Genomic DNA, 12,347 nt, shown 5'->3' with positions numbered 1-12,347 from the left:
GCCGGAGGAGCGTCCCCGGACGCCCCGCCGGCCCACCTCTCACGCGGACGACCCGCGCTACCGCGCCACCTACCCGGACGCCGGGTACGTGGGCTCGCGGCGGGCCGGCGGCGACGGCCAGGACGAGTCCTGGTCCCCGGACCCGCTGAACGACACCGCGGCGCGGCGCCGGATCAGCTACCTCGACGAGCCGCAGAGCCCGCTCGCGCCGGTCTCCGGGACCGCCGCGTGGTCGAGCTACTCCACACCCGAGCCGGCGTCGGCCTCCTCGGGCGGCTACGACGCCGAGCCGCGCAGCCCCGCACCGCCGCGCGCCCCCACCTGGGACCGCGCCGGGCAGGACGTGCCGCTGCGGGCCATCGACACCGACCCCGAGCCGCGTGGCGGCGGGGCCGGCTACACCCCCGGCTACCTCGACAGCGTCGCGCAGGCCGCACCGACCTACGGCGGCACGGCCCCCGAGCCGGACCCGCTCACCGACAGCGGCATCCGCCGCCTCAGCTACCTCGAGGGCGCCCCCGGCGGCTCGGGCGGGTCCCCGCGGCCCGATCCGCTCGACGACCCGCTCACCGACCCGCTGACGGACAGCGGCATCCGCCGGCTGAGCTACCTCGACAGCAGCGCGCCGCGCAGTCCCGTTCCGGCGGAGGTGCGCCCGGCCGAGGCGTACGCCGGCGCACCGGCGCGGTCGCGTCCCGGCGAGGCCGATCCGATGTGGCCGTCCTCCGACGACGAACGCGACCCGCTCGGCAACGGCGGATACGCCCCGCCGATCGACGACACCCCGACGCGCGGCTTCGGCGACTCCGGCAAGGGCCCGGTGCTCGGCAGTGCCCGCACGACCTCGGTCGGCAGCGCCCGGCCGGCCTACGGCTCCTCGGCGTCGGCTCCCCCCGCGCCGGAGCGCACCGGCTGGGGGCGGGACACCGGCCAGATCCCGGTCGCGCTGACGCCCCCGCCGCCGCAGCCCGCGAACGCCCCCGGCATCGTGCTCGGCGCCTGGTTCCTCGGCCTGGCCGCGGCGATCGGGTTCTGGTGGCAGAACACCACCGAACTCGGCGACACCGCCACGATGCTGCTGGCGGCCGGCCGCGTCACGGGCCTCATCGGCGGCTACACGCTGCTGACCCAGATCCTGCTGGCCAGCCGGCTGCCGCTGCTGCAGAGCCTCGGCGGCAGCGAACGCATGGCGCGCTGGCACCGCGACCTGGGCGCGCTGACGACGATCGCCGTTCTGGCGCACGCCGTGCTGCTGATCCAGGGCTACGCGATGCTGGGCGAGACGTCGTTCTGGGCGGCCACGCTGCTGCAGTTGAAGGGGCCGGACATGCTGGAGGCGTTCATCGCCACCGGCATCCTGGTCGCCATCGCGCTGCTGTGCATCAGGGGCGTCCGCAAGCTGCTCCCGTACGAGATCTGGCACCTGGTCCACCGGGCCGCGTACGCGGTGCTGATCCTCGGCTACGCGCACCAGTTCACGGCCGGGCAGGACGTCTACAAGGGCTTCGGGCAGCTGTACTGGATCGCCCTGTACCTGCTGGTGATCACGGCGCTCGCCTGGGGCCGGATCGGCGCCCCGCTGCTGCTCAACACGCGGCACGGGCTGCGGGTGGCCGAGGTCGTCAACGAGGGCCCCGACGTGGTGTCGATCTACCTGACCGGCAAGCACCTCGCCTCCCTGAACGCCCGCGCCGGCCAGTACATGCGGTGGCGGTTCATGTCCGGCGGCCTGATGTGGCAGTCGCACCCGTTCTCGCTGTCGGCGGCGCCCAACCCGCACTGGCTGCGCATCACGGTGAAGGCCGTCGGCGGGTACACCGCACGCCTGGCCGAACTGCGGCCCGGCACGCGCGTCTACATCTCGTACCCGGCCGGCGAGAACACCGCGGAGCGCACCGTCACCGACCGGGCGCTGCTGATCGCCGGCGGTTCGGGCATCGCGCCCATCCGGGCGCTGCTGACCGAGCTGCCCACCGGCACCGTGGTGGTGTACCGGGCGCAGACCGAGGCGGACCTGGTGCTCAAGGGCGAGCTGGAGGAGATCGCGCGCAACCGGGGCGGCCGGCTCGTGTACATCACGGGTCACCGCGAGGACCGGGACCCGCGCCGCCTGCTGACCTCCAGCGGCCTGGTCGAACTGGTCCCGGACGTGACCGAGCGGGACGTGTACCTGTGCGGGCCGCCCGGGTTCGCCGAAGCCATGACGGACGTGCTCCGCGATCTGCGCATCCCGAACCGCCAGCTGCACATCAGCGCGTTCGAGCTGTAGGTCGTCTCCGCGCCCACGACGGGCCCCACGAAGGGATTTCTCCACGATGCGTCGCGCGATGCTCGCCGTTCTCAGCGCCGCCGCCGGAACGTCGTTGCTGGTCGGCCTGAAGGCCCATTTCACGGCGCCCACGGTGCCGGCCGCCCAGGCCGGTACGAATCCCGCGGCCGGCGACAAGTCCACCGAGCCGGCGGCGCCGGGCAAGTCGGGCGCGCCCTCGAGCGGTGCCCCGCCGGCGGCGGGCGGCAACAACGGCGGCGGCAACAACGCGGGCGGCGGGGCCCAGGCGCAGACGATCGACGGCACCAAGGTCAACACGCCGTACGGCCCCGTGGTCGTCACGATCAAGGTCTCCGGCGGGAAGATCACCGACATCGACGCGGTCGTGCCGTCGACCGGCGAGAGCGCCACGATCAGCCCGCCCGCCGCGGCGAAGCTCAAGGCGCAGGCCCTCCAGCGCCAGAACGCGAAGCTCGACACCGTCTCCGGGGCGACATACACCAGCGATGCGTACAAGAAGTCGCTCCAGGCGGCGATCGACCAGATCAAGCGCGGCTGACACACTCAGCGGCGTGCATCGTGTGGAGCACGTCATGGGTACCGCCGTCAGCCTGGAGATCGCCGACCCGGTGCCGCCCGGCGCGGCGGACGAGGTGTTCGCCTGGCTGCGCGAGGTCGACGCCCGGTTCAGCACGTACAAGGAGGACAGCGAGATCAGTCGGCTCGGTGCCGGCACGCTGTCCACGGAGGACTGTTCGGCGGACGTTCGTCATGTCCTGGCGGCCTGTGCCGACCTCTGGCGCGACACCGACGGCTTCTTCGACGCCTACGCCGCCGGTGCGCTGGATCCGTCGGGCTACGTGAAGGGCTGGTCGGTCGAGGTCGCCTCGACCCGGCTGGCCGCCGCCGGTTCCCGCAACCACTGCCTCAACGCCGGCGGCGACGTGCGGCTGCGCGGCGAACCGGCACCGGGCCGGCCGTGGCGGATCGGCATCCGGCACCCGTTCGACGCGTCGGCGGTGTGCCTGGTGATCGAGGGGCGCGACCTGGCGGTGGCCACCTCCGGCACCTACGAACGCGGCGGCCACGTCTACGACCCGCACACCGGAAAGCCGGCGACCGGCCTGTGCTCGGTCACCGTCACGGGGCCGGATCTGGCGCTCGCCGACGCCTACGCCACCGCGGCGCTGGCGATGGGGCGCGCCGGGATGGCCTGGCTGGCGAAGCTCGACGGGTACGAGTCGGCCGTGGTGACCGACGACGGCGAGCTGTTCTGCTCGGCCGGCCTGCCGCAGGCGAAGGCACAATAGCCACGCCGTCGAAACAGACACAGGCGAACATTTCAATCAGTGCACAGGTTCTCGCCTGATGCTGACCGAGGTGGCGCGATACCCGTAAATTCGTAAGACAGCCTTGCAGCACATAGGCCACGGGGAGCCGTCACGTGAATCCATCCGCCCTACCGGCCGAGTTCGGCGCCGGGACGATCCATCTTCCGCCGCTGGTCGTGTGGGCCCTGCTCACCGGCAGCGGCTTCACCGTGCTCTTCTTCACCGGGCTGCTCGCCTGGTGGCTGCACCGGCGCGCCGACCGTGCCGAGCGCTACGACCGCCGGGAGAGCCGCACCGCCGCCTCGGCCCGCGCCCGTGCGCTGCCCTCGGAGATGGCGGAGCTGCAGGCGCTGCGTTCCGCGGCCGCGCGGGCGGCCACCGTGGCGGCGCACGCGCGCCACGACAGCGATCTCGCCGCGAAGGCCCTGGAGACGGCCGAGCACGAGTACGAGCAGGCGCGGCGGGAGCACTTCGCCGCGCGTTCGTCGGCGCCGCGCAGCACGCCCTCCGGCGGCGACGCCGAACGGGACGTCGCCCGCGCCGCGCTCGGCGCCTACCGGCGCGGCGATCTCACGGCGGAGGACCTGCGTAAGGTCTGGTACGGCGCGGGCGGATGGGACGACACCCGCGACGCGGCCGAGCAGGACTCGCTGCGCTTCGGCGCCCGGGAGCTGGCCGCCCGGCAGGAGTACCACCGGGCGCTGCGGGCCGCACAGGCGGCGCGGCGGGCCGAGTACGTCGCGGAGACGGCCGCGCGGGCGCTCGCCGCCGAGGCCGTGGTGGCCGCCGATGAGCTGGGCTGGCACCCACCGGCGCCGCGCCGGGCCAGCGGCCGACGCAGCGACCCGTCGGCACCCGTCGGCACGGCGGCGGCGCCCGTTGAGTGACCGCTACCATGCGACGGTGCCGAGACGCCTCGCGGTAGAACTGATCGATCCCGCCGGATCCTCCCTGGGGGAGGGTCCCGCCTGGGACGCCGCCGCCGATTGCCTTGTCTGGGTGGACATCCTCGGGCAGAAGGTGCACCTCAGCGAGGCCGACGGGACCCGGCGGGCGACGAAGGAGTTCGACCGGCACGTGGGTGCCGCGCTGCCTGCCGAGGACGGCGGGTACCTCGTCGTGCGCCGCGACGGTTTCGCGCGCTGGCACGCAAACGACGAGATCACGCCGCTGCTGGACGTGCTCACCGACGGGTCGCTGCGGTTCAACGACGCCAAGTGCGATCCGGCCGGGCGGGCGTTCGCCGGCACGCTCTGCTACACCGACGGGGTGCGCGGGCGGGGCGAGCTGTTCCGCCTCGACGCCGGGCCGAAGGCGACGCCCGTTCGCGGGCCCGTGTCGCTGGCCAACGGCCTGGGCTGGAGCCCGGACGGCCGGCTGATGTACTTCATCGACACGGTCGAGGGGACGCTCACGGAGTTCGACTACGACGTCGACGGCGGGGTGCTCACCGCGCCGCGCGTGCTGGTGAATTTCGACGGCTCGGCGGGGCAGCCGGACGGCATGTGCGTCGACGACGACGGCTGCCTCTGGGTGGCGTTGTGGGGCGGCGCGGCGGTGCACCGGTTCACGCCGGACGGGCGGCTCGACACCGTGCTGGAGGTCCCGTCGAAGAACGTCACCAGCTGCGCGTTCGGGCCCGGTGGCCGGCTGTACGTGACGACCGCGGCCGGCGCGTTGAGCCCCGAGGAGCGCGCGCAGTGGCCGCTCGCGGGCGGGCTGTTCGTCGCCGAGCCGGGCGCCGGTGGACCCGCCGCCGTACCCTGGCGGCCACTCTAGGTAACCGCGGGGAAAGGGGCCGCCATGCGGGTGCTGCTGGTCGAGGACGACATCGGGGTAGCCGCCGCGCTCGCGACCAACCTGCGCAAGCGCGGGTACGACGTCGACTGCGCCGGTTCGGTCAAGGAGGCCCTCGCCGCTCCCCCGGCCGACCTCGTGCTGCTCGACCTCGGGCTGCCCGACGGCGACGGGATGGACGTGTGCCGCACCCTGCGGGCCCGCCACCCGGAGATCGCGATCATCGCGGTGACGGCCCGGGGCGAGGAACGCGACCGGGTCGCCGGCCTGCTGACCGGCGCCGACGACTACGTGGTGAAGCCGTTCTCGATGGCGGAGCTGCAGGCGCGGATCACCTCCGTGCTGCGCCGCTCGGTGCGCGCCGGCGGGCCGGCGGCCGGCGCCGAGACCGTGATCGGTCCGCTGACGATCGACTTCGGGGCGCGCCGGGTCCTGGTCAACGGCACCGAGGTGACGCTGACGCGCAAGGAGTTCGACATCCTGGCGACCCTGGCACGACGGCCGGGAGTGGCGGTCCCCCGCGACCGGATCATCATGGAGGTCTGGCAGACCGAGTGGGTCGGGCCGCACGTCCTCGACGTCCACATGGCGTCGCTGCGCGGCAAGCTCCGCGATCCGGGCCTGGTCCAGACCGTCCGAGGCGTCGGCTACCGCCTTCGCCTCTCCGACTAGCCGGGGGAACGTCGAGTGCGGCAACGACTGGCGGCCAGCTACGTGCTGCTGCTCGTGCTGGTGCTCGCCGCCCTGGAGGTGCCGCTCGCGCTGGTGATCACGATCCGGGACAGCGAACGCGTCGCGCTCGACCGCCTCGCCGACGCCGCCCGGTTCGCCTCCTCGGCGGAGAGCGCCATCACCAACGGCGACGACGGCTCGCTGCGCAGCGAGCTGGAGCGCTACGACCAGATCTACGGCATCGCCGTCGCCCTGCTGGATCGCCAGCGCGCGGTGCTGATCTACACCCGCGACGACCGCCTGCCGACGGCCGATCCCGAGGTGAAGTCCCAGGTGGACCGCGCCCTCGCCGGTGAGCAGACCACGGGGTCCGGGACGGTCTGGCCGTGGCAGGACCGGCCGCTGGTGGTGGCCGCCCCGGTGGGCAACGGCGGCGAGACGACCGGCGCCATAGTGATCATCTCCCCCACCGGCGAACTGCGTGCCGACACGGCCGTCTCCTACCTGACCCTCGCCGCCGGCGGACTGCTGGCGCTGGTGACGTTCGTGGTGGCGGCTCTCGCACTGGCCCGCTGGACGCTCAAGCCCGTGGCGGAACTGGACACCGCCGTGCACACGATCGCCGGCGGCGACTACGCGGCACGGGTGCCGCCCGACCGTGGGCCGCCGGAGCTGCGGCACCTCGCGACGGCGTTCAACGAGATGGTGGGCACCGTCTCGGACGTGCTCGAACGGCAGCGCGCGTTCGTGTCGCAGGCGAGCCACCAGCTGCGCAACCCGCTGACGGCGCTGCGGCTGCGCGTCGAGAACCTGGCCGAGGACGCCGAGGGGGACGAGGGCCGGCTGGTGCTCCAGGAGACCGATCGGCTCTCCGCCATCCTCGACAGCCTGCTGGAGCTGGCCAGCGCCGAGCGCGGCAGGTTCGGCCTCGAACGGGTCGACCCCGACGCGGTGGCCGCCGACCGGGTCGCCGCGTGGCGGCCGCTCGCCGACCAGCGCGGCGCGACGCTGCGGCACGAGCCGTCCGGCCGCGCGCTCAAGGTGCAGGCGGTGACGACGGCCGTCGACCAGTCGCTCGACGCGTTGATCGACAACGCGGTGAAGTTCGGCGCGACGACCGTGACGGTGCGGGTGCGGCCGGACGGCGACGGGGTGGCGGTGCACGTGGTCGACGACGGGCCGGGGCTCACCGAGGAGCAGCGCCGCCTCGCCACGGAACGCTTCTGGCGCGCCCCCACCACCCAGAACACGGCCGGCAGCGGCCTCGGCCTGCCGATCGTGGCGGTGCTCGTGGACACCTCCGGCGGCCGCCTCGAACTGGGCCCCGCCGAGCCGCACGGCCTCGACGCCATGCTCTGGTTCCCTAAGGCTTGATCTCGCGGTAGTAGCGGACCGCGCCGGGGTGCAGCGGCACCGGGTCGGTGTTGATGGCGGCGCGGACGTTGAGCCGTTCGGCCGCCACGTGCTTGGCGGCCAGCGTCTCCCGCCCCTCGAAGATGGCCCGGATGATCGCGTACGCGGTGTCCGCCGGCATGTCCTCGCGGACCATCAGATAGTTGGGTACCGCGAGGGTGCTGACCGGCTCGCCCAGCCCGTACGCCGACGGCGGGATCACGTGCGCGCTGTAGTACGGCCGCCCACCCCGCAGCTTCGGAACGAGTTCGCCGGTGTCCAGCAGCCGGATCGGCACCCTGCCCTTGAGCGTGAGGATCCGTTCGACGGGGAGGCCGCCGGAGAAGAAGAACGCGTCGATCCGGCCGTTCTCCATCGCCTCGGCCGACTCGGCCAGCCCGAGCGGGGAGATGTTCAGCTCGCCGGGCTTCTCGGCGTCGACGCCGGCGGCGAGCAGCAGCCGCTTCGCGGTGACCGCGGTGCCGGAGCCGACCGCGCCGAGCGAGACCCGCATCCCGCGCAGGCCGGCGACGGTCTCCACCTGGCTGTCCGCCCGCACCACCACGTGCAGGTAGTCGTCGTACAGCCGGGCCAGCGCCACGACGCGCACGTCGCGCGCCCGGAAGTCCGCGGCGATGTCGGCCTGGACGAAGCCGAGTTCGGCGGTGGTGGCGTCGACCATCTCGAGGTTGCTGCCGGCGCCGGGGGTCTCGACGACCCGCGCGCGTAACTGCGGAAGCCGCTGCGCGAGCACGTCCCTGATGCCCTCGCCGTAGCGGTAGTAGACGCCGTTCGGGGAACCGGTCGCGATGCGTAACTCGTCCGGCGGGACGTCCGGCTCGCTGTCGAGCGCTCCCGGGATCACCGCCAGCGCGGCCAGCGTCAGGACGACGGCCGACACGGCGACGGCCACGACCGCCACCGTGCGCGGTCGCGCGGGCGACGGCAGTGACCTCACGGGGCGTGATGTTACGCCGGTTTCCGGTAGCGCAAGTTTCCCTCAAGTGGCACGGCCCTCCGAACAATCGCCCGGTGACCGCCGTCACTGTGGTTGCACCGCACCGCGTCACTGGAGAAGGAGCCGGAGATGACCCTCGCCGGAGCAGTCGATGTCCGTCCCACGGCTCTCACGGAGGCACTTCCGGCGGCCGCAGTCCTTCCGGGGATCACCGTTGCCGCCGGCTTCGAGATCGGCATGCTGCTGCGCTGCGCTCGCACCGGTTCGGGGCGGTACGAGCACAGCGCGGCAGCGGCCAGCACCGTCGAGTTCGGCCGCGCCGCCGCCGCCGAACGCCTCGTCGCACTGCTCGGCCAGCTCGGCGTGGCGGCGCGCGGGGACGAGTTCGCCGCGGGCGTGCGCCACCGGTACACCGTGCACCGGGTGGTCTGCGCCGATCTCGACGCGCCGCTGCTCGGGCGTTCCTGGGTGGAGGGCTATCGGCGGCTGTGCACGCCGGACGGGTACCGGACGCCGATGCAGGTACGGCTGCGGGCCGCGCTGGCGGTGGCGGCGTGGCGAGCCGCCATGCTGGCCGGCAACGTGCGGGCCCGCGGCGGCAACCTGGCCGTCCGGGTCAGCGACTCGGACACCGCGCTGGTGCTGGTGCGCGCGGCGCGGCTGCTCGGCGTTCCGGTGGGACTGCGGGGCAGCGCCGGTCGACACCTGGTGGAAGTCGTGTCGGGCAACACTCTGCGTGACCTCGCGCTCGGTTCGGGACCCGCCGGTGCCGATCCGGCCCGCACCGGTAAACGGCTTGCGGGATAAGGGGTTTTGTCGGACCTCTCCGGGGGTACGCGACCGGTGCCGACGTGAGTGAATGGGGGTAGGCCGTGACCGACAGCAGCGCTCCGACTTACCTTCCCGGCGTGCCGGATTGCGGGCGGAGGTGATGAAGGTGCACCTTTCGCTGTCCCTGCCTCGCGAGACGGGAAGCGTTCCGGTGGCGCGCAAGGTTCTCGGCGCGACGCTCAACACCGTCGGGATCACCGAGGAGTGCCGCGCCGACATCCTGCTGGCGCTGGCCGAGGCGTGCGCCAACGCGGTCCGCCACGCGCAGCCGGCCGACAGTTACGAGGTCGCCGTAGACCTCGACGACGCGATGTGCCAGATCGCGGTGATCGACGAGGGCAACGGTTTCGACCCGGCGACGCAGCGACCGCTCGGCTCCGCCCTGGACGAGACCGGTCGGGGCCTGCGGATCATCGAGGCGCTCTCCGACCAGTTCGACCTGCTGCGCAACGAGCCGAAGGGCACCACGCTCCGCTTCGCCAAGCGGCTGGAGCGCTCCCCCAGCCGAACGTCGAGGTAGTAGCTCACGGGAACCGATGTGGAATGAGCACGTCCGACGTGCCCCCAGCCGAACGTCGAGGTGATAGCTCACCGGTGCGTGGAATGCCTTGACGTGAAGCGTCGGGCAGAATGCTCTGCGTGCGACTCTCAGCCACCCGGCCGGGGACCCGGTGACGCAGACCGACCGCCCGACCGCCGTCGACCTGGCGACGTTCTCCCTCAGTGACGTGGTCCGCAGCGGCGTCCGCCTGCGCACCAGGGCCGCCGAGGCCGTCGACCTGCCGTCCGCGGCGGCGGCCGTCGTGGAGTTCTTCCGGGCGGGCTTCTTCGACGCCGCGTCGGGGCGGCCCGCGTTCGCCGCCGCCGGGTTGTGGCGGTGGACCACGCACGGGGAACCTGAGGAGCTGGCCGCGTACGGCGAGCCGGCGCAAAGCGCGTCCGGCCTGGTGACGGAGCTGCGCACCACCCGGGACAGCGGCCTGGGCGCACGCAGTTTCCGCGTCGTGCACCGGAGCGACCCGGGCGGGACGACCATCGCGTTCGGGGGCACGCTGTCGGGCCGGGAGGGGTTCGCGGTGGTGCTGTCGGCACGGATCGACGTGCCGCCGGACGTGATCAAGTTCTTCGGCGCGCTGGCCGTCAACACGCGGCTGGGCCTGCTGGTGCACCGCCCGGAGAGCGCGGGAGTGCGCGCCGACGCGCTGGCCGAACTGCTGCTGGTGCTGGAGGAGACCTCCGAGGTGCAGGCCGCCCGCCTGGAGGAGGCGGTGGCCGAACTCGCGCACAGCACGGCCCGCTTGACCCGTTCCGAAGACGATCTCAAAGACCGCGAACGGCGACTGCGGGACGAGGCCGCCCTGGTCGAGGCCCTGCACACGGTGGGGACGGACCTGGCTGCCGAACTGGACCTGGACCGCGTCGTGCAGCGGGCGACGGACGCGGCCACGGCGCTGACGGGTGCCGCGTTCGGCTCCTTCTTCTACAACGTCATCGACGAGTTGGGCGAGTCGTACCTGCTGTACACGATCTCCGGGGTGCCCCGGGAGGCGTTCAGCGGCTTCCCGATGCCGCGCAACACGGCGGTCTTCGAACCGACGTTCCGCGGGAGCGCGATCGTCCGCAGCGACGACATCACCGCCGACCCGCGGTTCGGACGCAACGCTCCGCACAACGGCCTGCCCGAGGGCCACCTGCCGGTGGTGAGCTACCTGGCCGTGCCGGTGGTCTCCCCGTCCGGGGAGGTGCTCGGCGGTTTCTTCTTCGGGCATCCGCAGCCCGGCCGGTTCGGCGAACGGCAGGAGCGCCTGGCGATCGGCGTCGCCGCCCAGTCGGCGGTGGCCCTGGACAACGCCCGCCTGTACCAGCGGCAGCGCAACGCGGCCGTGGAACTGCAGCGCAGCCTCCTGCCCCGGATTCCGGAGGTGGACGGGCTGTCGGTGATCAGCCGGTACCGGCCGGCGGCCCGCGGTGCGGAGGTCGGCGGCGACTGGGTGGACCTGATCCCGCTCTCGGCCGGCCGGGTGGCGCTGGTGGCCGGCGACGTGATGGGCAAGGGCATCCACGCGGCCGCCGTGATGGGTCAGCTGCGGGCGGCGGTGCGCGCCTACGCGACGCTCGACCTGCCGCCGGCGCAGACGATGCGCCTGCTCAACAGCGCGATGGCGCACCTGCCCAGCTTCGAGATGGCGACCTGCGTCTACGCCGTGTTCGACCCGGTGAACGCCACCGTCATGCTGGCCAGCGCGGGTCACATGCCGCCGGCCCTGATCGCGCCGGACGGTCAGGTGCGCCTGCTGGACGACCGGCTCGGTCCGCCGCTGGGCTCCGGCGACCTGGCGTACCGGGAGAAGGAGCATCACCTCGCGCCCGGCACCGGCCTGCTGCTGTACACCGACGGACTGGTCGAACGCCGCGGCCGCGACCTCGGCGCCGGCCTCGACGTGCTGACCGCCGAACTGACCGCCCGACCGCTGCTGACCCCGGACACCGTCGACGCGTTGATCGACACGCTGGTCGAGCACGACCGCCACGACGACGACCTGGCGCTGCTGTACGTGCGGCAGCCGTCCGACATGGGCACGAGCGCGGCGACGTACACCCTCACCGCGCAGCCGCAGTCGACCCGGGACGTGCGGATGTTCGCGATCGACACGCTGGTGGCGTGGGGTGTGCGGGACTCGCGCCTGGACTCGGTGGTGCTCGTCATCCACGAACTGGTCAGCAACGCCATCCGGCACGCCCGCACGGACGGCGTGGAGCTGCATCTGCGGCGGCTGCCCGGCCGGTTGGTGATCGAGGTGGTGGACGAGGACGCGCGGCTGCCGTTCCTCATCGACCCGCGCTGGGACGACGAACAGCATCGCGGGTTGCACCTGGTCAGGGCCTATGCCGAGCGTTGGGGTGCCCGCCCCACGGCCTCCGGCAAGGTGGTCTGGGCCGAGGTCCCGCTGTAACGCCGGCCACAAAGCTGGCACATCTCAGAAGGGTGTCTCGTGTTGCCCGCGTGACGGCGACACGGGTATCTTCAAGGTCACCAACATCGGCCGAACGGCTGATATTTGGTCAGACGAACGTCGACTGGATGCGGTACTAACCG

General features: G+C 73.1%; 11 protein-coding genes. 10 read left to right on the top strand and 1 reads right to left on the bottom strand.

Annotated features, from left to right (window positions below):
* Positions 1 to 88: 88 nt before the first annotated feature.
* The 7 genes from Val02_RS22315 to Val02_RS22285 all read left to right on the top strand — a co-directional run bounded on the left by Val02_RS22315 (position 89) and on the right by Val02_RS22285 (position 7,443).
* Positions 89 to 2,269, top strand: coding sequence for a ferredoxin reductase family protein (locus Val02_RS22315; RefSeq protein ID WP_203901088.1), 2,181 nt, complete (start codon positions 89 to 91; stop codon positions 2,267 to 2,269).
* A gap of 46 nt (positions 2,270 to 2,315) precedes the next feature.
* Positions 2,316 to 2,828 (top strand): FMN-binding protein, encoded by a 513-nt coding sequence (locus Val02_RS22310; RefSeq protein WP_203901087.1) that lies wholly within the window; start codon positions 2,316 to 2,318, stop codon positions 2,826 to 2,828.
* Between the two features lie 34 nt (positions 2,829 to 2,862).
* Entirely contained in the window at positions 2,863 to 3,579 is a 717-nt protein-coding gene (locus tag Val02_RS22305) for an FAD:protein FMN transferase (RefSeq protein ID WP_203901145.1), read from the top strand.
* 134 nt (positions 3,580 to 3,713) lie between these two features.
* Complete coding sequence (locus Val02_RS22300; protein ID WP_203901086.1) at positions 3,714 to 4,487, top strand: hypothetical protein; 774 nt, start codon at positions 3,714 to 3,716, stop codon at positions 4,485 to 4,487.
* A gap of 16 nt (positions 4,488 to 4,503) precedes the next feature.
* Positions 4,504 to 5,379: an SMP-30/gluconolactonase/LRE family protein gene (locus tag Val02_RS22295; RefSeq protein WP_203901085.1), complete on the top strand. Its 876-nt coding sequence runs from the start codon at positions 4,504 to 4,506 to the stop codon at positions 5,377 to 5,379.
* Positions 5,380 to 5,403: 24 nt separating this feature from the next.
* The gene (locus Val02_RS22290) at positions 5,404 to 6,069 is read left to right on the top strand and encodes a response regulator transcription factor (protein ID WP_203901084.1); all 666 of its coding nucleotides are present in this window, start codon (positions 5,404 to 5,406) and stop codon (positions 6,067 to 6,069) included.
* A 15-nt stretch (positions 6,070 to 6,084) separates the two neighbouring features.
* Positions 6,085 to 7,443, top strand: a complete 1,359-nt coding sequence (locus tag Val02_RS22285; RefSeq protein ID WP_203901083.1) for a sensor histidine kinase — start codon at positions 6,085 to 6,087, stop codon at positions 7,441 to 7,443.
* Here Val02_RS22285 and Val02_RS22280 read toward each other — a convergent pair.
* Complete coding sequence (locus tag Val02_RS22280) at positions 7,433 to 8,419, bottom strand: TAXI family TRAP transporter solute-binding subunit (protein ID WP_203901082.1); 987 nt, start codon at positions 8,417 to 8,419, stop codon at positions 7,433 to 7,435. The genes Val02_RS22285 and Val02_RS22280 overlap by 11 nt on opposite strands.
* Positions 8,420 to 8,548: 129 nt before the next feature.
* Here Val02_RS22280 and Val02_RS22275 point away from each other — a divergent pair, with 129 nt between their 5' ends.
* The 3 genes from Val02_RS22275 (at position 8,549) to Val02_RS22265 (ending at position 12,204) form a co-directional block, all read left to right on the top strand.
* Entirely contained in the window at positions 8,549 to 9,226 is a 678-nt protein-coding gene (locus tag Val02_RS22275) for a hypothetical protein (RefSeq protein WP_203901081.1), read from the top strand.
* A 130-nt stretch (positions 9,227 to 9,356) separates the two neighbouring features.
* Positions 9,357 to 9,770, top strand: coding sequence for an ATP-binding protein (locus Val02_RS22270; RefSeq protein WP_203901080.1), 414 nt, complete (start codon positions 9,357 to 9,359; stop codon positions 9,768 to 9,770).
* Positions 9,771 to 9,921: 151 nt separating this feature from the next.
* Entirely contained in the window at positions 9,922 to 12,204 is a 2,283-nt protein-coding gene (locus Val02_RS22265) for an ATP-binding SpoIIE family protein phosphatase (protein ID WP_203901079.1), read from the top strand.
* The last annotated feature ends 143 nt before the right edge of the window (positions 12,205 to 12,347 follow it).

Source organism: Virgisporangium aliadipatigenens (assembly GCF_016863615.1).
Taxonomy (GTDB): Bacteria; Actinomycetota; Actinomycetes; order Mycobacteriales; family Micromonosporaceae; genus Virgisporangium; species Virgisporangium aliadipatigenens.
This window is presented reverse-complemented; position numbering and strand designations above follow the sequence as displayed.

Bases quoted from the DNA above. Each gene is read 5' to 3' on its own strand.
- Val02_RS22275 (WP_203901081.1), top strand. From the start codon at position 8,549: ATGACCCTCGCCGGAGCAGTCGATGTCCGTCCCACGGCTCTCACGGAG.
- Val02_RS22305 (WP_203901145.1), top strand. From the start codon at position 2,863: ATGGGTACCGCCGTCAGCCTGGAGATCGCCGACCCGGTGCCGCCCGGC.
- Val02_RS22310 (WP_203901087.1), top strand. From the start codon at position 2,316: ATGCGTCGCGCGATGCTCGCCGTTCTCAGCGCCGCCGCCGGAACGTCG.
- Val02_RS22290 (WP_203901084.1), top strand. From the start codon at position 5,404: ATGCGGGTGCTGCTGGTCGAGGACGACATCGGGGTAGCCGCCGCGCTC.